Source organism: Priestia koreensis (genome assembly GCF_001274935.1).
Lineage (GTDB): Bacteria > Bacillota > Bacilli > Bacillales > Bacillaceae_H > Bacillus_AG > Bacillus_AG koreensis.
Genome location: NZ_LILC01000037.1, coordinates 62,612 through 83,878 on the forward strand (window position 1 = coordinate 62,612; position 21,267 = coordinate 83,878).

The window sequence follows — 21,267 nt, forward strand, 5'->3', positions numbered from 1 at the left end:
AGGGAAAGTAGGGGTATAAGCCCCACTCCCCCTAATCACGTTCCATTATAAAGGTTCTCGTTCATCAAATCCAATGATAACCGACATTCTTCGACACCGCTGCTAAACAACGGTGCCGAACTGTCTTTTATCACGAAGCATATTCTTGTTGTGGCACGATGTGCTCTTAGATGTATGCTTCTCTGTTAAGAATTAAAGTCCTTTAGAAGCGATGTAGTCAACTAGGTCAACAACGCGGTTAGAGTAACCACTTTCGTTGTCATACCAAGAGATAACTTTAACCATGCTATCTTCCATTACCATTGTAGATAATGCATCGATAGTAGAAGAGTTAGCGTTACCGTTGTAGTCACCAGATACTAGTGGCTCTTCGCTGTAACCAAGGATTCCTTTAAGATCACCTTCAGCTGCTTCTTTAAGAGCTGCGTTTACTTCTTCAACTGTTACGTTTTTGTCTAGTTCAGCAACTAAGTCTACTAGAGAAACGTTTGGAGTTGGAACACGCATAGCTCCACCGTTTAATTTACCTTTTAGTTCAGGTAATACTAGAGATACTGCTTTAGCAGCACCAGTAGTTGTTGGGATGATGTTTTCAGCTGCTGCACGAGCACGACGGTAATCTTTATGAGGTAAGTCTAAGATTTGTTGGTCGTTTGTGTAAGAGTGAACAGTTGTCATCATACCACGTTTGATACCGAATTTATCGTTTAATACTTTAGCAAATGGCGCTAAGCAGTTTGTAGTACAAGAAGCGTTAGAAATTACATCGTGGCTTGCTGCATCGTATTTATCATGGTTTACACCCATAACGATTGTGATGTCTTCATCAGTTGCAGGAGCAGAGATGATAACTTTTTTAGCACCAGCTTCTAAGTGTTTTGCAGCGTCTGCACGTTTAGTGAAGAAACCAGTAGATTCTACTACTACTTCTACTCCACGGTCAGCCCAAGCTAATTTAGCTGGGTCGCGCTCAGCAGATACTTGAATTGTTTTTCCATCAACGATTAGATTGTTTCCGTCTACAGAAACCTCAGCATCTAATTTGCCGTGAACAGAATCATATTTTAAAAGATGAGCTAACATGTTAGCATCTGTTAAGTCATTAACCGCTACTACGTCCACGTTAGGATTTTTTAATGCTGCACGGAATACGTTACGACCGATACGGCCAAAACCATTAATACCAATTTTTACTGCCATGATAATTTCCTCCTTGAAAAGTGAGTAATTTTTATATATCAGGGATAATATCCCCTACTAACTGTTTTGCGGCACCTTCATCGGTAATTAATATCGAATCATGTGCTTGTTTCATAAACGCTCGGATCGCTTTTGCTTTTGATGATCCACCGGCTACGGCAATAACACACTTATTATTCTGTAAATCGTCTAGTTGTATGCCAACTGTTTTTACTTTGTGAACAATATTGCCTTCTTGGTCAAAATAATAACCAAATGCCTCGCCTACCGCGTGACCTTCCTCAATTTTAGTTAAATCTGAATCAGACGTTTGACGGCGTGCTGCCATTGTCATTGCGTCCCCAATTCCATGCACAACCATGTCGGCTGATTTAATCATGCGAATCGTCTCCCGAATAGAAGGTTCAGTTATAATTGAGCGATATGCCTCGTCGCTTAGCTGATCTGGAATATGTAGCAGGCGATAGTTCGATGAGAACTTGTCAGCCATTTTCGCACAAATCGTGTTTGCTTGATTTTCTACATGCTCTCCTAGTCCACCGCGTGCGGGGACAAACAGCGTATCACGATCTTTTCGGTCTGGAATCATCATCTCCGCTACAGAAGCGAGCGTTGTTCCACCTGTAACAGCAACGATATTTTTTTTGCCAATGAGACGCTCTTTTATACATCCGGCACATGCTCTTCCCATTTCTTTTTTGACCCAAGGTGACTGATCACTATCACCAGAGACCACAATGACACGAGAAATACCAAGTGCTTTCTGTATTGTTGTTTCCAATAAACGCTGTCCTGAAACTTCTTTCATAATATCTTCTAATTGTGAAAGGAGCATTTCGCCTTCTGTCGTTAGCGTCATACCAGATGTTTTAATATCAATTAAATTTTGCTCATTCAGAAAAGTTACTTCGCTTCTTAGCACACGTTCGGTTACTTCCAAACTGCTAGCCAAGTTTCTTCTTCCGATTGGTTGCATGAACCGTATGTACTGCAAAATTTGATATCGCTTCTGCATGACCGATAGAAGCTCAGGCACTAATTTTTGTTGAATGTTTAAAAGCGAATACATTAACAATTCCCCTTAAGGTACAAATAGAGTTGGACATTTTTTGTCCCGTATAGACATATTATGTCCCACCTACTGCAAAAAAAATTCACCCTGTTACGAGACTTATTTTAACAGGAGTGAAGACGTTATTCAACTAATACATCACGTTATTTTAAAAGTAAACGCTTTCTTATTTTTTCAGCGCTAATTATCCCAAAATCTACCTCTTCTCCGTTTATTTCCACCACTGGAATCATGATTTGATACTTCTCTAAAAGAGCGTCATCTTGGTAGATATCAACCAATGTATAAGTGAACCGATATTCTTTTTTCAATTCTTCTAATAAATCAATCGCTTTCTCGCATAGCGAGCATGTTTCTTTTGTATAGACGACTACTTCCACCTTTTCATCCCCCTCTAACAAACATACACTTTTCGCTGTGAAGACGGTAAAATATGAAGTTCATCTCGGTACTTTGCTACCGTTCTTCGAGAAACCGACATGTTATATGCTTCCTTCAGCAATTTCGTAAGCTGTTGATCTGATAACGGCTTTTGTCTATTTTCATTCGTAATAAGTGCTTGAATGGCCTCTTTTATCTGCGCTGACGAGGATGATCTTCCCTCGTCTGATACTCGACTATTGAAAAAAACATTCATTTCATGAGTTCCAAACGATGTTTCGACGTATTTATTACGGATCGCTCTACTAATAGTTGATTCGTGGACACCTATCTTGTCAGCAAGCTGCTTCATTGTCAGTGGTTTCATATAAGCCATTCCATTCGAGAAGAACGCCTCCTGCTCTACTAAGAGCCCCTCCATAATAAGCTGCAACGTTCTCTTTCTTGTATGTAAGCTTTTCATAATCCACTGCAATTCCCGCTGCTTGTCTTCTAAATAAGCCTTCGCTTCCGTACTTCTGCTTTCAGCTAATACGTTCATATACTGTTGATTTAAGCGAATCGTAAAATCTGTTTCGGCGTTCATTTGAACATCATAGCGATCGGCTACTTTTTTTACGATAAAGTCCGGTGTGATATAACGATGACGTTCATTTGAATATTGCAGTCCAGGTCGCGGATTCAAATGAATAATTTGGTCGTTAACGCCTTGAATATCTTTGGTAGTCACGTGCAGTTCTCGACTAAGCTTTTCCCATTTTTTTAGCGCAAACGCCTCAAAGTGGTCTTTAAGCAACTGAAGCGCGAGCGGCGTTTCCTGATGCTTTCTCTTTAGTTGAATCCACAAACACTCAGATAAACTCCGCGCTCCAACTCCACTAGGCTCTAGTTGCTGAAGGATTTTAAGACTGCTTTTGACCAGTTCTCGTTCCTTTCCTAGAACTTCACTGACATACTCAATCTCCTCATCGAGATATCCGTACTCATTTAAACTATAAATAAGATATGTAATAATAAGCTCCTCTTCAGAGGAAACAGGAAGAAAATGAAGCTGAGAAATTAAATGCTCCTGTAACGATTCATAGTCATCTCTTAATTGATCAAATTCGATGGACGATTTCGTCGAATCACGATCACTTTTTAAAAACGTCGAACCAAGCTCTTGAAAATCCATTAGCGGATTTTGCATTGCTTGTTCTTGTAGAAACGTTAGGATCTCTGTATATGAATATTGAAGCAGTGATATAGCCTGTGAAAGCTCCTTGCTCATCACCACACGCAATGATTGGGTTTGAAATAAACCTACTTCCATGTGTCTCTCCCCCTCTGATGCCACAACGTGGAATGTAACCTTTTTCAGCACATCTATATTAAAACGCTTACATTAATACTTATATTTTACTATAAAACGTTACATTCGAAAACATTCTTGTAAAGGAAGCTGACTACCAAAAATTTTCACTTTTCATTTTAAATGGATTTGTTATACTTGCACCATACGAACAAGCGTCGTATCTACTATTGATTTTTGTCCAGCCTCGGCAGGCTGGACTTTTTACATAAAAAAGCAGCCCTCACGTTGGAGGACTGCTTTTTCTTATTTGATTTGAATGGTTTTAGCCATTTCTAAATATGCCGGTAGTTCATCATTTGCAGAAGATGTGTAGATGCTTAATAATAACGGGCTTTTCCCCTGAATAAGGATCATTTTCACGTTGTCTTCTCCCGTTGATGCTTCGTACCATGTTGCGTCTTTGAATGCTGGCTTTTGGGCATCATCCGTAATCTTTTTCGCTTCGGAACTAATTGCTTCTGCGCTTTCTTTCATATTCGCTTCAGCTTGCTCAAGTGTAACATCGCTTGGCAGTACCTCTACACGCATGAAAGAATGAGAGTCTTTAATATTAGCAATGCTATCTTTTCCTGGCTCTTCCTCTAGCAAATCGTAGTTTTCAAGAACGTATAGTGAATACGGTTGATTTGTGCTTTCTTTCAACATCGCATCTTTTTGTACAGCTTGTCCATTTTCTTCAACCGTTAATTTCTTCTCTGGCACACGAACAGTCGTATCGCTAGATGTTGCTTGATCCTCTTTTTCTTCTGTTGCGTTGTCTTCTGTAGACGTCGTCGAACCATCCTCTTTTTCTACCTCATCTGTTGATGATGCAGAAGAGTCGTCTGTCTTTGTAGAAGTAGAGTCATCTGTTTTTGAAGAAGTAGCGCTATCCTTAGCAGTCGAATCATCTGCTGAGTCTTTTCCCTCCGTACTTGCTTCTGTATCAGATGTTGCATCTGTTGTTTCAGACTTTTCTTCCGTCTTTTTTGTATCCGTTGAATCATTCTTCACTACGCTTTCTTCTTTTTTATCCGAAGTTGTCGTTTTGTCTGATCCCTCATTAGTCGTTCCACAAGCGGAAAGAACGAAAGCGAGTGCAGCACTGAGCATGAGCATTTTGCTTACAGATTTCATTATTTTTCCTCCTAAGTTGTTCTTTTCCTTCTATAACTGTTGTAAATCATAGCAGGGAATTAAGCAAGAGATTCTAAAGTCTTATTTGCGTCTCTCTCGCTAGCTGTACAGGGAAGCTCGAGCTTTTTTTTGAAAAAAGGTACTTTTTTCTTATTGCTCTCTCTCTTCTAGTTATCGTTTATTTTCATGTTTTTTACAGTGTTTTTCAAAATTAAGGAATAAAAAAAGTCGTTGCTACGAATGTAACAACGACTCGGTACGCCCTCGACAGGATTCGAACCCACCCTAAGAGAACCGGAATCTCTTGTGCTATCCACTACACTACGAGGGCAAAAATTCACTCTACTCTTAATTATAGGTAATCCCATAACATTTTTCAAGCTATATTGCCCAAATTTGACTTCAAAAGCCTTCATTCATCAAGCTTCTCGACAGAATTTGACGCAGAGTGCTATTATTCTTTATATCCCTTCCTTACAATAGAAATAGCTGCTCCTAGCTTTCTGGGAAGCCGGGTTTAAATTTCAATTGTTGGGGGAAAAATTGAAATTATGTACGCGTAAGAAAAGGAATATCATAAAATCATATGGAATATGTTTAAAGGGAAATCCTTTCGTTTGACCTTCCCTGACCTTATGTGTATTATTAAGGATACATAACAAAATTTTTATTTAGAGGAGGAATTTACATGAATTTAATTCCTACAGTTATTGAACAAACCAACCGTGGTGAACGTGCATACGACATCTACTCTCGTTTATTAAAAGATCGTATTATCATGCTTGGTAGCGCTATTGATGATAACGTAGCAAATTCAATTGTTTCTCAGCTTTTATTCTTGGCTGCTGAAGATCCAGAAAAAGACATCTCTTTATACATTAACAGCCCAGGTGGTTCTATTACAGCTGGTATGGCAATCTATGACACGATGCAATTTATTAAGCCAAAGGTTTCAACAATCTGCATCGGTATGGCTGCTTCAATGGGTGCTTTCTTGCTTGCTGCTGGTGAAAAAGGCAAACGCTTTGCTTTACCAAACAGTGAAGTAATGATTCACCAACCATTAGGTGGAGCACAAGGTCAAGCAACGGAAATTGAAATTGCGGCAAAACGCATTTTATTCCTACGCGAAAAACTAAACCAAATCCTATCTGAGCGTACAGGTCAACCAATTGAGGTTATTGGCCGTGATACAGACCGTGATAACTTCATGACGGCTGAACGTGCAGTAGAATATGGATTAATCGACCGCATCATGACAAGCGATCCTACACAAACAGTATAATTCCATAAAAAAAAGTGCATTCTCTGGAATGCACTTTTTTGTTTAGCTTTCTTTTTTCACGTAGTTTACAAGTGCTTCAATTGCTTCTTCTTCGTCTGCTCCGTCAGCAATTAACGTAATTTCAGAGCCTGAATAAACAGCTAAGCTCATTAACCCCATAATGCTCTTGGCGTTTACTTTTTTACCTTCCTTCTCTAAAAAAACGTCTGATGAAAAACGATTTGCTTCTTGTACGAATAGTGCAGCCGGTCTTGCTTGTAAGCCTGTTTTTAATAGAACTTCTACCTTTTTTTCGACCATTGCTTCATTCCTCCTTTTTTCACTCTTCTTTTTTATATAGATTCCCTGCAAATGAGATAAACCCTCTCAACAAAATGCATATTTGATCTATACAAAATTTATCCCTTTTATTTGTTGTCTTAAGCATCGTATTTATGAAATCGTTTGACCTGCTCGTAAACGATCGGCAATTTCATCGATTTTACGAAGACGATGATTAATCCCTGATTTACTGATCGGACCTCCTGAAAGCATTTCTCCAAGTTCTTTCAACGTTACGTCTTGATATTCAACACGCAAACGCGCAATTTCTCGAAGCTTATCAGGAAGTACGTCTAGCCCCACGGTCCCTTGAATATATTCAATGTTTTCAACCTGTCGGAGGGCCGCTCCAATCGTTTTGTTCAGGTTAGCTGTTTCGCAATTTACAAGACGATTAACCGAGTTTCTCATGTCCCTCACAATTCGAACATCTTCAAATCGTAGCAGGGCACTATGCGCACCAATAATACTGAGAAATTCAGTAATCTTTTCTGCTTCCTTTAAATACGTAATAAAGCCTTTTTTACGCTCTAGCGTTTTGCTGTTCAATTGAAACGTATTCATCAGCTCACATAACGCCGTATTGTGATCTTCATATAACGAAAAGATCTCGACATGATATGAAGATGTTTCGGGATTGTTAATAGAACCTCCTGCTAAAAATGCTCCTCTTAGGTAAGAACGCTTGCAGCATTTCTTTTTAACCAAATCCTCTGAAATATCATGGATAAACGTGAAATCCTGATTCACGATTCGTAAATCTTCAAGAATCACGCGCGCTTTTTCCATTAATCGAACGATATAGACATTGTTCTTTTTCAGTCTCATTTTCTTCCGAACGAGTAATTCAACTGAAACGTCATAGCTTTTTTTTAGCAATACATAGATACGACGTGCAATAGCTGCATTTTCCGTTTGAACGTCCACCACTACTTTTCGGTTAGAAAAAGAGAGAGAACCGTTCATCCGAATCAGCGCTGATAGTTCCGCTTTCGCACAGCAATCCTTCGACTCTAAGTTTGTTAGTTCCTTTTTTGTTTCTGAAGCAAAAGACAACTTCCCACCTCCGTTCCCGTACTAAGAATCGTACGCTTGTCACTCTGTTATGAAATCGTCATAACTAGGATTATATTTCTCTCCTAATAAATCGAGTAGCAGTAGAGCTACTTTTTTTGTGTCATGGCGGATAATGTGTCCATCATATTGAACGATATGTTCCGCGATTACTTCTAGCCCCAACTTTTTCAGTTCCTCTTCATCAAGCTCTACTGGCGTAGCGTTCTCTTCCTCATATTTGCGCTTCACGATGTTTGGTACAGGAGCACTATTGACGATTACACTCGTTAAAAACGGTTCTGGCAAATGATCATACAGTGCTTTAATATGATCAGCTGCCGTGTAATTAGACGTTTCTCCTGCCTGTGTCATAATATTGCACACGTACACCTTCTTTGCATCGGATTTACAAAGTTCTTCTCCGATTTTTGGAACAAGTAAATTAGGGAGAATGCTTGTATACAAGCTTCCGGGACCAAAAACAATGAGGTCAGCACGACGAATCGCCTTCAACGTCTCAGCTAGAGGTTTGATGTCAGGAGGAGATAAAAATACTCGCTTAATCTGCTTATTCGCTTCTGGAATTTTTGACTCACCTGTTATAATCGTTCCATCCTCCATTTCAGCATGTAAAACCACGCTTCGATTTGCGGACGGAATGACCTTACCACGCACGTTCAGTACTTTACTCATTTCACGAATGGCATGCATAAAGTCTCCTGTGATGGAGGTCATGGCTGCTAAAAATAAATTCCCCACAGAATGACCAGTTAGCTCATTTCCCGTTTCAAAACGATGTTGAAATAACTCTTCTACAAGAGGCTCTACATCTGATAATGCAGTCAGTACATTTCGAATGTCTCCGGGAGCTGGAATTTCCAGCTCATCACGAAGTCTTCCTGAGCTTCCCCCGTCATCTGCGACCGTTACAATGGCGGTGATATCAATCGGGTAATTTTTTAACCCTCTCAACAGCACCGACAATCCAGTGCCACCGCCAATGACTACTACTTTGGGTATTACGCGCTCACTACCGGCAGTCATCGCTTCGTTTCCTTTCTCCTCTCGATATCTCGATGTGAAATATGAGTATTGTATTCTGTCTCAAAGTGATGGCCAATATGTTCTGCGAGCGTGACAGAGCGATGTTGACCTCCTGTACAACCGATTGCCACTACAAGCTGACTTTTTCCTTCTCGCTTATAATGTGGTAGCATAAATGCTAACAGATCGATTGTTTTTTCGATAAACTTTTGTGTCTCGTTCCATTTTAAAACATAGGAAGACACTTCTTCCTCTAATCCCGTTTTAGGACGCATGTGATCTATATAGTGTGGGTTAGGTAAAAAACGCACGTCAAACACTAAATCAGCATCGATAGGCAGTCCGTATTTAAAGCCGAACGACATCACATTCACTGAAAAGACTTCGCCTGCATTAGAAGAAAACTGCTTTAAGATTTTCTCTCGAAGCTCACGTGGCTTCAAGTCGGACGTATCAAGAATTAGCTGTGAGCGTCCTTTCAAATCCTCTAAAAGCTCTCGTTCATTTTCAATGCCTTCTAATGGCAGACCTGTTGGTGAAAGAGGATGAGATCGTCTCGTTTCTTTGTAACGAGAGACGAGGACTGAATCTTTGGCATCTAAAAATAAAATTTGCGGTGAAATCCACGTCGTCTCCGCAAGATTATCCAATGCTGCTAACAAACTCTCAAAGAAATCACGGCCTCTTAAATCCATTACAAGCGCTACTTGATTCATTTTACTTCCGGACTCTTTCATTAACTCTAAAAATTTAGGTAGCAGTGTTGGAGGAAGGTTATCTACGCAAAAATAACCTAGGTCCTCTAAGCTTTGAATTGCAACTGTTTTCCCGGCACCTGACATACCCGTTATAATGACTAATTTAATATCGTTTACAGCACCAACACTCATTCTTGTCTCCCCCTAATAAACGAAACCTTCCTTATAACTAAGGCGGTTTCAGTTTTCTATACCGCTAACGGCTTTATGCCCTCTTACGGTAAGAATAAGCGTATTTACATCCTATTAAGTTGGATCTATTCGATAGGCTAGCAGCTCAAAGTCTGTTGTATACGTAAAGTTTCCATAGATAACGCCGCTTCCCTTTGCCACATAATCAATAATATGATAATCCCCTGGGGCCATCGGAAGCTCACTAACATCCTCGATCTCATGCCATGAGAGCTTACCTTCTTCAGATTCTAGCACATTTGTCCCATCAAAATCTGTAGCAAAAAAAGTAAACATCATCCATTCCGAAACGACTTGATCGTTTTCTTTCATGGTAAACGTGAAAATTCCCTTTACCGTCGGATTTTTTAAGTAAATTCCCGTTTCTTCACGATACTCCCGCACCACGGTATCTTTAACAGACTCCCCTTGCTCCATTTTCCCGCCTGGAGCCACCCACCAGTTGCGTCGGGGCTTTTGAAGTAATAACACTTTGTTATCTTTTACTAATACACAGTTTGTGACCCTTTGCATCTTATTCACCTCACGAATATACACGTTTATCATTTATTATACTACGAATAAACAACTCGCTACAATGAACGAGAACTAAGTAAAGGGGATTTCGTGCCTGTCCCTTTTATTCTCTACACGAGCTCATCGCCCACCGACTTGTTGAATACGTTCTATTGTATTGTATGAGTTTACATCGGATTCAATCTCTGGATTCTTCGTTTCCTCTAAAAAATTCCCATTTAAACGCAAAAAAAAGGAGCACAGGCGCACCTGTACTCAAAGACATATATTTTATAAAAGGGGGTCAATTACTATCTTTATAATACCCCATCTATATTTCATCCGTGTTACAGGAGAATTAAAACATAATTACGTTTATTTTGCTACTTTTAATTCTTCCATTAACTCTTCTACATAATGCTGTGCTGCTTGTGCGGCAATGCTTCCGTCACCTGTTGCAGTTACGATTTGGCGAAGTGATTTCTCACGAACGTCTCCAGCTGCAAAAATCCCTGGTACGCGTGTTTCCATCAATTCATTTGTTTCAATGTAGCCTTCGTCATTCGTAATGTTTAAGCCTTCAAACGGTTTTGTAAGTGGCACCATTCCGATGTAAACGAACACGCCGTCTGCTTTAAATTCTTTTTCTTCTCCGTTTTCTGTGCTAACAAGCGTTACGCTTCCTACTTTTCCATCTTGTTCGTGAATTTCTTTGATCGTATGATTCCAAATGAAATCCACTTTTTCGTTGTCAAACGCACGTTGTTGAAGAATTTTTTGGGCACGAAGCTCATCACGACGGTGAACGATTGTTACTTTTGAAGCAAAGCGAGTTAAGTACACGCCTTCTTCTACCGCTGAGTCTCCACCACCGATGACCACAAGCTCACGGTTTTTGAAGAACGCACCGTCACACACTGCACAGTAAGATACGCCGCGTCCACCTAGTTCTTTCTCGCCAGGAACACCAATCTTTTTATACTCAGCACCTGTTGAGATAATAACCGCGCGGGTTTTGTATTCTTTGCTTCCAGCACGAACTGTTTTAAATTCTTTTCCGTCTACGATTTCTTTAATATCACCATACGCATACTCAGCCCCAAATTTCTTCGCATGTTCAAACATTTTGTTTGATAAATCTGGTCCTAAAATATGATCATATCCTGGATAATTTTCTACTTCTTCTGTGTTTGCCATTTGGCCACCAGGTACTCCCCGCTCAATCATTAAAGTTGATAAATTGGCACGAGATGTATATACAGCGGCAGTCATCCCTGCAGGACCTGCGCCGATAATAATGACATCATAAATTTTTTCTTCTGTCATTGAATGTACACTCCTTTTAACATCACTATAAGATCTTTATTGCATCAAAAGCATTTGCTTCCTTCATTGTATTCAAAATGACGGTAAGCATTTTCAGCTAGAACATTTAAATTTAACTACAATTATATGGTATAAAGAATTGGTACTAACGTCTATTTTTTTGCTCATTCAAGCAAGCTATTCACGACTTTAACATATTTTCCGATCGTGGACGTCGACATCCCATAAGAGTCAGCGACTTCTGCTTGTGACACTTTTTTCTCTTTCACGTATTTACGCCACATATAGTTAATCGCTGCTGCCCAACCTTTTGCATTTACGATCGGTATTTCCTTTTTAAATGCCTTTACATACAAGTGTGACCAAAATGACAACAGAAAATAACTATCTTCATTTTCCGTAAGGCCTAGATACTGAACAACTTCAGCACCTGGGTGAGTCCCTCGTGTCATAAGCTCCTTGTACACACTGATTAACAACTGATCGTCTTTCATCTCAGCCTCATAAGGCGAGAGAAGATGACTTAAATCATCGTTTAAAAAAGACGTTAAAAACAAGCCACATAACTGCTCTGATTGCTTGTCGCTTGAAAGATTCTCATGAATTTGTTGCTTTAACGCCACTGGGTCTAGTTGAATTTTCGCATCAACTCGATTCCAAGGCTCTAGCCCCTCTTTATCCGGCATCTCTTCTAATACACGCTTCCAGATGCTTTTCGCGAACTTTTCGTTCCCTGTAAAATAAGCAGCGCTTGAAAGCCAATAATAAAAAGAAGCATCTCCCTCGTACCCATGCTTGTAAAGCAAGCGAAGGCAACGATACGCGTACTCATATTTCCCTATTAACGCAAATGTCGCACCTAGTTTGTACCGGTGCTCAACGATCATTGGAGTAATCGGTGCTAGTTGTTCAGCCAATGCATTCATTTCCTCCGTTTGCTGACAGTAGTAATGGAAGATAAGCTGATTACATAAAGCATGAATATTACCCGGATTTTTCTCTAATACCATTTCTAGAATACTCATTGCTTCTTCTAGATGATCTAAATAAAAATGAGCAAGCGCTAAATTATTATATGCCGACCAAAATTCAGGGTAGTCTTCAATAACACCATTTAGCACGGTGATCGCTTCTTCGAACTTCGCTTGTTCTAAAAGACGCTTTGCCTCTTCTTGCTTAATAATTAAATCATCTTCATAAGCCGATTCTACATCATCATCTTCGACCTCAATGGACAATAAATCCAATAATTCTTCCGTTTCTTCCTTAAATTCCCCCTCCGGATCTGCTTCTAGGTAACGCTGTGCGTATTTTGCAGACTCCTGAAACAATCCAAGATGAGCATAATTATTTGCAATTAAGTAGTGACACTCTACGGTATCATTTTCTACATCTATATCAAGTAAGAGTTGGTTAGACTGTTGGTATTCCCCTAACTCCGTTAGGACGACAGAATACTCAAGCATAATGGATGTATCATCAGGCTTCAGACGATGGGCACGTTGAAAATACTTTTTCGCTTTCACTAAGTCGTGATTTTGGTAGGCCTTTACACCTTTTTTATAGTAAAAGTCACCGGCTTGCTTAAATAACACGACCTGTGCTTTTTCTGTTTTTATATTAGAGTCTTTTCCCATTCAGTCCTCCACAATCAATAATTTTGACGTTGGTAGTATACCATATTTACCAATGCGAATGACACACATTGTAGAGAATTTCAAAAAATTAGGGCAGAGCTCATAGCGCCAAAAATGCGCTGATGCTCTACCCTTTTTCTTATTTATGACGTTTATTTAAAACAGCGATAACTTCATCAAGAGGCAATTTTTGTTCACGGAGCAGGACAAGCACGTGATAAAATAAGTCCGCAACCTCCCACTTTAGCTCCTCAGGATCACGGTTTTTCGCTGCAATGATCACTTCTGACGCTTCTTCGCCTACTTTTTTAAGAATTTTATCGACACCTTTTTCAAAAAGGTATGTCGTATAAGCGCCCTCTGGCATTTCCGCCTCGCGTTCTGCGATTACGGTCTCTAACGTACTAAGAATTTCAAATCGATCTGCAGAAGGCGTTGACTGAACACCTGTTATTGTCTCATTAAAACAGCTGTAGGCTCCCGTATGACAAGCGGGTCCGTCTGGATTTACTCTCACTAAAATGGAATCTGCATCGCAGTCATAGGACATGCTAACAATCTTTTGCGTATTACCAGACGTTGCGCCTTTGTGCCAAAGCTCTTGGCGGGAGCGGCTATAAAACCAGGTCTCACCTGTCTCAACGGATTTTTCTAATGACTCTTTATTCATATAAGCAAGCGTTAACACCTCCTTACTGCCCGCATCTTGTACGATTGCTGGTACTAATCCTTGTGCATCAAATTTAATAGCTTCTATGTTCATCGCACTGACACTCCTTGTTGTTTGGCATAGGCTTTAATTTCTTTTACAGATGTTTCTTTGTAATGGAAGATCGAAGCAGCAAGCGCCGCATCAGCATGACCTTCTTGGAAAGCATCCACAAAATGCTGGCCGTTTCCTGCTCCACCTGATGCAATAACAGGAACGCTTACCGCTTCGCTTACTGCTTTTGTAAGAGGAAGGTTAAAGCCATTTTTAGCACCGTCTTGATCCATACTTGTCAGAAGGATTTCACCTGCGCCGCGCTTCACCACTTCTTTTGCCCACTCCACAACTTCCCACTCCGTTGCGTTACGACCGCCATGCGTATACACACGCCACGATCCTAATTCGGGATCATACTTTGCATCAATGGCAACGACAATACACTGTGAGCCGAAGAAATCTGCTCCTTCTGTGATTAAAGATGGGTTTAGCACAGCAGCTGTGTTGAGTGAAACCTTATCGGCACCTGCACGAAGCATGCGCTTCATATCGTCTACTTCATTAATTCCTCCACCTACTGTGAAAGGAATGGCAAGCTGACTTGCTACCTCTTCGACGACGTGAACCATCGTTTTACGTCCTTCATGAGAAGCTGAAATATCTAAAAAGACGAGCTCATCTGCTCCTTCTTCATCATAAAACTTGGCTAACTCAACAGGATCACCTGCGTCTCGTAGCTCAACAAACTGAATTCCCTTCACAACGCGTCCTTCTTTTACATCTAAACATGGAATAATTCGTTTCGTAATCATGCCTTCACCTCTTGAAGCGCTTCTTTTACCGTAAACTTATTTGTGTAAAGAGCCTTACCGACAATCGATCCAGCTACACCTTTACCGCTATATTCTTTAAGAGCAGTTAAGTCAGCTAGTCCACTAATTCCACCAGAAGCAATAACTTGCTTTCCTGTCGCTTCCGCCATCTCCACAATTCCTGTAACGTTTGGACCTGATAACATGCCGTCCGTTGCAATATCGGTAAAAATAAACGTCTCCGCACCGGCTGCCGCAAGTTCTTTCCCTAGATCTGTCGCTTTAATGGTAGACGTTTCTGTCCAGCCTTCTGTTGCGACATATCCGTCCCTTGCGTCAATGCCGATTGCAATTTTCTCCCCGTATGTAGCAAGCATCTTTTTCACAAACGCAGGATCCGCAATGGCCGCACTTCCTAAAATGACTCGGTCAATACCTGCGTTTAAGTAATAAGCCACGTCCTCTTCCGTACGAATGCCTCCGCCAATTTGAACCTTGACTGGAAGCGTCTCTTTTACTTTTAGCACGTATTCATCATTTACTCGTTTTTTCGCCTTTGCTCCGTCTAAATCGACCATGTGAATCCATTCTGCTCCCTCATCAGCAAACAGCTTTGCCATATCAACCGGTGAATCACCATAAACCGTTTCTTGATCATAATCTCCTTGTAACAAGCGCACACACTTTCCGCCGCGCATATCAATCGCTGGATAAATCGTAAAATTACTCATCACGATTTCCTCCTTTCTCAACAAAGTTTGCGTAATTGCGTAAAATGCCCATTCCTAGATGGCTACTTTTCTCGGGATGAAACTGCGTGCCGAATACGTGATCTTTTCCAACTACAGCTGGAACATCAACGTCATAGGAGCTTGTCGCAATCACTTCTTCTTGTTGTGTACCAGTCGCATAATACGAATGCACAAAATATACGTGACCTTGGTATACTTGCTTTAAAAGTGGTGAAGACTGTTGAAAGTCTAGTACATTCCACCCCATATGAGGAACCTTATAGCGCTCACCGGATTCTGTCACACCTTTGAATCTAGCAATTCGCCCTGCTAATAATCCCAATCCAGACGTTAGTCCATTTTCATCGCTTTCTTCATATAAAAGCTGCATGCCTAAGCAAATGCCTAGGATCGGTTTCCCTGCCTTTACTTCAGATTGAATGAAACTCGTTAATCCCTGGTTGTTCAAGGCTTCCATCGCATCTTTGAAGGAACCAACGCCAGGAAGAATATAACCCTTTGCTTTTTGAAGCTCTTCAGGATTTTCTGAAATAAAATAGTCGTACTCTAGGCGCTCGAGCGCTTTGCTCACGCTATATAAATTCCCCATTCCATAGTCAATAATCCCGATCATTTACAACATTCCTTTCGTTGATGGAACTCCTTTGATGCGCGGATCAACCGTTGTTGCTTCGTCTAATGCTCGTGCCATTGCTTTAAAGACGGCTTCAATAATGTGGTGCGTATTGCGACCATAGTGAATAATGACGTGTAGGTTCATGCGTGCCTCTAACGCAAACTTCCATAGAAACTCATGAACAAGCTCTGTATCAAACGTTCCGACTCGACTTGCGGGAATATCACCACGAATTTCAAAATGTGGACGGTTGCTTAAGTCTACAACCACTTGCGCAAGAGCATCATCCATTGGTACAAATGCATTTCCATAGCGCTTGATTCCTTTCTTGTCTCCTAGCGCCTCTTTTAATGCCTGACCTAAACAAATTCCGATATCTTCTGTTGTGTGATGATCGTCAATCTCTACATCGCCTTTTGCATCCAAATTCAAGTTAAACTGACCGTGTTTTGTGAACAAATCAAGCATATGATCTAAAAAAGGCACCCCTGTTTCAAGCTCTGCTTGACCCTCTCCGTCGATTGCCAGTGTTAAATCAATATTCGTTTCGTTTGTTTTGCGTGCAATACGTGCCTCTCTCATTCTGTTCGTTCTCCCTTCAGTTCGTATCTTTTTTAAAACGTGACTCAACCGCTCGTGCATGGGCTTCTAATCCTTCTAAGCGAGCAAACGCGGCAATTTTATGAGCATTCTCTTCTAATGCTTTTTGGCTATAAGAAATGATGCTTGATTTTTTGACAAATGTATCAACAGATAGCGGACTTGAGAACTTCGCCGTACCGTTTGTTGGTAGTACGTGGTTTGGCCCGGCAAAATAATCACCGACCGGTTCAGAGCTATAGCGACCTAAGAAGATCGCGCCTGCATGTTTGATACGACCTAAAATCTCCATTGGATTTTCGGTTACTACTTCTAAATGTTCAGGTGCTAAGCTGTTTACGGCATCAATTGCTTCAGCCATCGTTTTCGTTACGTATATAGCGCCGTAGTCACGAATGGATGCCTCCACGATCTCTTTACGCGGCAAGCGGCTCGTCTGTTCTTCTACTTCAAGTGCGACAGCTTCTGCTAGTTCCATCGAAGGCGTGACAAGAACACTTGAAGCTCGTGCATCGTGCTCTGCTTGTGATAACAAATCAGCTGCTACTTCATTGGCATAAGCCGTTTCGTCAGCCAATACGACAATTTCACTCGGGCCGGCAATCGAATCAATGTCGACTAACCCAAACACTTCTCGTTTCGCTAATGCGACAAAAATGTTTCCGGGGCCAACGATTTTATCTACCGGCTGAATGGTTTCTGTTCCGTATGCAAGAGCCGCAATAGCCTGTGCGCCCCCTACTTTGTAAATCTCTTCTACCCCGAGCTCTGCAGCTGCTACAATCACTCCAGCAGGTAGTTTTCCATTTTTTTGCGGGGGTGATACCATCACGATTCTCTCTACACCTGCTACTTGCGCAGGAATCACGTTCATTAAGACTGAGGAAGGATAAGCAGCTAACCCACCTGGTACGTAGACTCCTACTGCATCAAGAGGGGTCACCTTCTGTCCTAGCATTGTTCCGTCTTCTTTTGTCACCATCCATGATTGCTGTACCATACGAACGTGATAATCACGAATGTTATCCGCTGCCTCGCGAATAATGGCAAGCATTTGCTCGTCCACTTCTTCGTACGCCGCTTTCTTTTCCTCGTCGCTAACAAGAAGCGTAGGTATCGTCACTGAATCAAATTTTTCCGTATACGCCCGAAGCGCAGCATCTCCTTCTCGCTTCACCGTTTCTAGGATTGATAAAACAGCTTCTCGCTGCTGCTCATTTCCTTGATCAATCGATCTCTTTAAGCTTACTGAACTTGATATTTTCTCAATTTTCATTCGTTACACCTCCGTCACATGTTCTCAACAACTGTTGTTAAGCGATTAACCATATCATCAATTCGTTCATCTTTTAAACGATAGCTCACTGGATTTACAATTAGGCGAGACGTAATATCCTCGATATGCTCAAGCTCAACGAGTCCATTTTCGATAAGGGTTCGTCCCGTGGAAACAATATCTACGATGCGATCAGCAAGACCAATGATAGGCCCTAGCTCAATTGATCCGTTAAGCGGAATAATTTCGACCTGCTCCCCCTGCTGACGGAAATACGTGGATGCTACGTTTGGATATTTTGTTGCTACCTTTTTCGCTACTTCAGACGCCTGTCCGTTCGCTAATCCTGCTACAGCTAAGTGACATTTACTAATTTTCAAGTCGAGGACTTCGTAGACATCTCTCTCTTCTTCTAATAAAACATCTTTTCCTGCAATCCCTAAGTCTGCTACGCCGTACTCAACATACGTCGCAACATCCATTGGCTTGGCAAGGATAAAGCGAATGTTTTCTTCGGGAACGTCTACGATAAGTTTTCTTGAGTCATCGAATTCCTGTGGCAGCTGAAAGTTTGCTTTTCGTAGCAAATCAGCTGCTTCTTCAAAAATTCTTCCCTTGGGCATCGCAATGGTTAACACTTCGCTCATGATTGATCCTCCTTGCCGTTTCGTCCAATTAAATAGCTGACATCTTCAAATGCCTTTGTAAATGTATCAATATCATCTACACCGCTGACTTCTTGCATAACGATCATCTCTCCGCGCTGACGCTTCTCCGTTGCGAGAGCTAGCGCTTCTGTTAAGCGCTCTTGGCTATATAAAATACACGCTCGCTCTTTTTGCTGAAATGCGTCTTTCCCTAATGCTTCTAAAAGGCGATCAAGCTGAATGCCAAATCCCGTCGCTGCCATCGGCGTATCAAATTTTGCTAGCAGCTGATCATAACGACCACCGTTTCCGATTTGAAAACCAACGTTTTCCGCATAAACTTCAAATAAAATTCCCGTGTAATAGCTCATATGACTCACAAGATTAAAATCAATTTTAATTTCTTCCGTTACTCCATACGCATCTAACATGCTCCATAAACGCTGTAGCTCAGAGGCAGCTTTTTTGCCTTCTTCACTCTCCACTAAATCCATTGCTTCGACAATTTTCATTTCGCCACCGCGTAAATTTAGTAATTGTAGAAGTCTCTCTTTATCGATAGAGGATAATCCGAGCTTTCGAACGTGGTTACGGTATCCTACATAATCCTTTTCATAGAGAAAACGTCTCAGTACGTTCGCTCGTTCTTCGTTCCCCACGATCTCAAGGAACAATGCATTCACATAACCGATATGCCCAATCGCTACTTTAAAGGACGCTAATCCTGCTCGCTTTAATGCCCCAATCATTAAACTAATGACTTCGGCATCGCTGCTAAGAGACGGATCACCAATCAGCTCCACACCGATTTGTTCAAACTCAGCTGGGCGACCGCCCTCACGTTGCTGTGCGCGATATACGTTCGCTTCATAAGCAAGACGTAGCGGAATATTTTTGTGCAGCTTGGATGCTGCGACACGTGCGATTGGGGCCGTCATATCAGGGCGTAACACGAGCGTATGCCCATCTTTATCCAATAATTTAAAAAGCTGTTGATCTAAAATAGAGGAAGCACTGCCAACCGTTTCATAATACTCAAGGGTTGGTGTTGCCATATATTGATAACCCCAGCTGCTAATTTCGGAAGCCACCTGCTCTCGTACGGATTTTTTATATTCAAATAAATTTGGGAGCGTATCACGCATTCCGAGAGGCTTTTCAAACATAAATAACTTTGACACATCGACACATCCTTTTAAAATTAATCTCCGAGTTTATGATAGATAATACTTTAGCTTGGTAACGTATTATCGAAATAACAAATTAAAGTTATTTGTAGTTTACACCCCTTCCGATTGATCGTCAACCAAAAAGAAGTGATTTTTCAGATATCTATTTCCCGTTCTACAATAGAAAAAAAACCACAGCTTAGTATTTTCTAAGCTGTGGTTTCACATCCGCATCCTGCTGATTCATATGGGCTTCTAACTCTTCTTTTGTGTAAATTAAACGCATCGGATTACCTCCTACAAAGCATCCCTCTGGCACATCTTTGTGAACCAATGTTCCAGCCGAAACAATTGCTCCACTGCCAATTTTCACCCCTGGTAAAATGGTCGAGTTTGCTCCGATCATTACCTCATCTCCGATTTCAACGTCACCAAGACGATACTCCCTGACCAAATACTCATGAGCAAGAATGGTCGTGTTGTAGCCAATCACCGTGTTACGCCCAACGCTAATTTTTTCTGGAAACATCACATCCAGCATCACCATAAGCGCAAAGGATGTTTGCTCGCCCACATCCATTCGTAAAAAGGTACGGTATAGCCAGTTTTTCATCCCTAGAAAGGGCGTGTAGCGGGCAAGCTGAATGACCACAAAGTTTTTAACAACCTTCCAAAACGGCACGGTTTTATAGACGTGCCACAGTGAGTTAGGACCTTCCACAGGATAGCGGGTCGTGTTTCTCACTTCTTGTCTGCTCCTAAAATTTCAATCAAGTCCCGCATATCATCAAATAAATAGGTCGGCTCGAATGAGGCAATGTGCTCTCTTCCCTTCGCACTCCAAGCAACGCCAGCCGTCTGCGTACCAGCATTTTTTCCTGCTAGAATATCATGGTAGTTGTCTCCTACCATTATCGTTTCTTCTGGCTTTGCATCTAACAATTTCATGGCTTTTTCAACCGGCTCGGGATGTGGTTTCGCATGCTCGACATCATCAATTGCGACAATGACATCAAAAAATGCATCAAGCTTTGTGAGCTTCAGCCCCATCATAACCGTACGACGAATTTTTGTCGTCACGATCCCCATTTTATATCCGTTATCTTTTAACCATTGAACCGTTTCTAGTACGCCTTCAAATTCTGTTACTAAGCGGTCATGATTTGCGTGATTGTACTCACGATACGTTTCAATCATCTCTTCCGTTCGTTCTGGATTTAGTCCTGAAAACGATTCATGAAGAGTAGGCCCCATAAAAGGAAGCACGGCTTCACGATCATACTCACCTGGATAGTAATGATTTAACGTGTGTAAAAAGGATGAAATAATTAATTCATTTGTATCAATTAACGTTCCGTCTAAATCAAAAAGAATGGTATTTACACTCATGCTTATGTTCCTTTCTATCTATCAGCTTTTTTCATATGTAGTTCCCTTCACAAGTAAAGGAAA

At 41.1% G+C, this 21,267-nt stretch carries 22 protein-coding genes, 1 tRNA gene and 1 pseudogene; 1 reads left to right on the forward strand and 23 read right to left on the reverse strand.

The features are described from left to right. Positions 1-192: 192 nt before the first annotated feature. The 6 genes from gap to AMD01_RS21855 form a co-directional block, all read right to left on the reverse strand. A complete protein-coding gene (gene gap / locus AMD01_RS21830; protein WP_053403566.1) occupies positions 193-1,200 on the reverse strand; it encodes a type I glyceraldehyde-3-phosphate dehydrogenase in 1,008 nt (335 codons plus the stop codon). Between the two features lie 31 nt (positions 1,201-1,231). Then, entirely contained in the window at positions 1,232-2,269 is a 1,038-nt protein-coding gene (locus AMD01_RS21835) for a sugar-binding transcriptional regulator (protein ID WP_053403567.1), read from the reverse strand. Positions 2,270-2,415: 146 nt separating this feature from the next. Beyond that, positions 2,416-2,652, reverse strand: coding sequence for a glutaredoxin family protein (locus tag AMD01_RS21840; RefSeq protein WP_053403568.1), 237 nt, complete (start codon positions 2,650-2,652; stop codon positions 2,416-2,418). Between the two features lie 14 nt (positions 2,653-2,666). Next, positions 2,667-3,965: an RNA polymerase factor sigma-54 gene (rpoN, locus tag AMD01_RS21845; RefSeq protein ID WP_053403569.1), complete on the reverse strand. Its 1,299-nt coding sequence runs from the start codon at positions 3,963-3,965 to the stop codon at positions 2,667-2,669. A gap of 285 nt (positions 3,966-4,250) precedes the next feature. Then, entirely contained in the window at positions 4,251-5,123 is an 873-nt protein-coding gene (locus AMD01_RS21850; protein WP_053403570.1) for a hypothetical protein, read from the reverse strand. Between the two features lie 259 nt (positions 5,124-5,382). Next, positions 5,383-5,454: transfer RNA gene (locus tag AMD01_RS21855), tRNA-Arg, on the reverse strand. A gap of 357 nt (positions 5,455-5,811) precedes the next feature. Between AMD01_RS21855 and clpP the strand changes: the two genes are divergently transcribed. Next, the gene (clpP, locus tag AMD01_RS21860; protein ID WP_053403571.1) at positions 5,812-6,408 is read left to right on the forward strand and encodes an ATP-dependent Clp endopeptidase proteolytic subunit ClpP; all 597 of its coding nucleotides are present in this window, start codon (positions 5,812-5,814) and stop codon (positions 6,406-6,408) included. Positions 6,409-6,450: 42 nt separating this feature from the next. Here clpP and AMD01_RS21865 read toward each other — a convergent pair whose 3' ends face one another. The 17 genes and pseudogenes from AMD01_RS21865 to ppaX form a co-directional block, all read right to left on the reverse strand. Further along, positions 6,451-6,708, reverse strand: a complete 258-nt coding sequence (locus AMD01_RS21865; protein WP_053403572.1) for an HPr family phosphocarrier protein — start codon at positions 6,706-6,708, stop codon at positions 6,451-6,453. Between the two features lie 132 nt (positions 6,709-6,840). Next, positions 6,841-7,785, reverse strand: coding sequence for a DNA-binding protein WhiA (whiA, locus tag AMD01_RS21870; protein ID WP_053403573.1), 945 nt, complete (start codon positions 7,783-7,785; stop codon positions 6,841-6,843). A gap of 39 nt (positions 7,786-7,824) precedes the next feature. Next, the gene (locus AMD01_RS21875; RefSeq protein WP_053403574.1) at positions 7,825-8,829 is read right to left on the reverse strand and encodes a gluconeogenesis factor YvcK family protein; all 1,005 of its coding nucleotides are present in this window, start codon (positions 8,827-8,829) and stop codon (positions 7,825-7,827) included. Beyond that, complete coding sequence (gene rapZ / locus AMD01_RS21880; protein WP_053403575.1) at positions 8,826-9,719, reverse strand: RNase adapter RapZ; 894 nt, start codon at positions 9,717-9,719, stop codon at positions 8,826-8,828. Before rapZ ends, AMD01_RS21875 begins: the two co-directional genes overlap by 4 nt. 114 nt (positions 9,720-9,833) lie before the next feature. Continuing rightward, the gene (locus tag AMD01_RS21885; protein ID WP_053403576.1) at positions 9,834-10,292 is read right to left on the reverse strand and encodes an 8-oxo-dGTP diphosphatase; all 459 of its coding nucleotides are present in this window, start codon (positions 10,290-10,292) and stop codon (positions 9,834-9,836) included. Positions 10,293-10,649: 357 nt separating this feature from the next. Then, positions 10,650-11,609, reverse strand: a pseudogene (gene trxB, locus AMD01_RS21890) (thioredoxin-disulfide reductase); the annotation flags it as partial. A 155-nt stretch (positions 11,610-11,764) separates the two neighbouring features. Then, positions 11,765-13,237, reverse strand: coding sequence for a tetratricopeptide repeat protein (locus tag AMD01_RS21895; RefSeq protein WP_053403578.1), 1,473 nt, complete (start codon positions 13,235-13,237; stop codon positions 11,765-11,767). 139 nt (positions 13,238-13,376) lie between these two features. Next, a complete protein-coding gene (gene hisIE, locus AMD01_RS21900) occupies positions 13,377-14,000 on the reverse strand; it encodes a bifunctional phosphoribosyl-AMP cyclohydrolase/phosphoribosyl-ATP diphosphatase HisIE (RefSeq protein ID WP_053403579.1) in 624 nt (207 codons plus the stop codon). Then, a complete protein-coding gene (gene hisF / locus AMD01_RS21905) occupies positions 13,997-14,755 on the reverse strand; it encodes an imidazole glycerol phosphate synthase subunit HisF (protein ID WP_053403580.1) in 759 nt (252 codons plus the stop codon). Before hisF ends, hisIE begins: the two co-directional genes overlap by 4 nt. Then, on the reverse strand, positions 14,752-15,486 hold the full coding sequence (gene hisA, locus AMD01_RS21910; protein WP_053403581.1) for a 1-(5-phosphoribosyl)-5-[(5-phosphoribosylamino)methylideneamino]imidazole-4-carboxamide isomerase: 735 nt from the start codon (positions 15,484-15,486) through the stop codon (positions 14,752-14,754). Before hisA ends, hisF begins: the two co-directional genes overlap by 4 nt. Further along, positions 15,479-16,120, reverse strand: a complete 642-nt coding sequence (gene hisH, locus AMD01_RS21915) for an imidazole glycerol phosphate synthase subunit HisH (RefSeq protein ID WP_053403582.1) — start codon at positions 16,118-16,120, stop codon at positions 15,479-15,481. The genes hisA and hisH overlap by 8 nt, the downstream gene beginning before the upstream one ends. Next, positions 16,121-16,705, reverse strand: a complete 585-nt coding sequence (gene hisB / locus AMD01_RS21920; protein WP_053403583.1) for an imidazoleglycerol-phosphate dehydratase HisB — start codon at positions 16,703-16,705, stop codon at positions 16,121-16,123. A 16-nt stretch (positions 16,706-16,721) separates the two neighbouring features. Then, positions 16,722-17,999 carry a histidinol dehydrogenase gene (gene hisD, locus AMD01_RS21925; RefSeq protein WP_053403584.1) on the reverse strand — a complete coding sequence of 426 codons (1,278 nt, stop codon included), beginning with the start codon at positions 17,997-17,999 and terminating at the stop codon, positions 16,722-16,724. A 14-nt stretch (positions 18,000-18,013) separates the two neighbouring features. After that, positions 18,014-18,646, reverse strand: coding sequence for an ATP phosphoribosyltransferase (gene hisG, locus AMD01_RS21930; protein WP_053403585.1), 633 nt, complete (start codon positions 18,644-18,646; stop codon positions 18,014-18,016). After that, on the reverse strand, positions 18,643-19,812 hold the full coding sequence (locus tag AMD01_RS21935) for an ATP phosphoribosyltransferase regulatory subunit (RefSeq protein WP_053403830.1): 1,170 nt from the start codon (positions 19,810-19,812) through the stop codon (positions 18,643-18,645). Before AMD01_RS21935 ends, hisG begins: the two co-directional genes overlap by 4 nt. A gap of 202 nt (positions 19,813-20,014) precedes the next feature. Then, positions 20,015-20,560: an acyltransferase gene (locus AMD01_RS21940; protein ID WP_053403586.1), complete on the reverse strand. Its 546-nt coding sequence runs from the start codon at positions 20,558-20,560 to the stop codon at positions 20,015-20,017. Beyond that, positions 20,557-21,204, reverse strand: a complete 648-nt coding sequence (gene ppaX / locus AMD01_RS21945) for a pyrophosphatase PpaX (protein WP_053403587.1) — start codon at positions 21,202-21,204, stop codon at positions 20,557-20,559. Before ppaX ends, AMD01_RS21940 begins: the two co-directional genes overlap by 4 nt. Between the last annotated feature and the right edge of the window lie 63 nt (positions 21,205-21,267).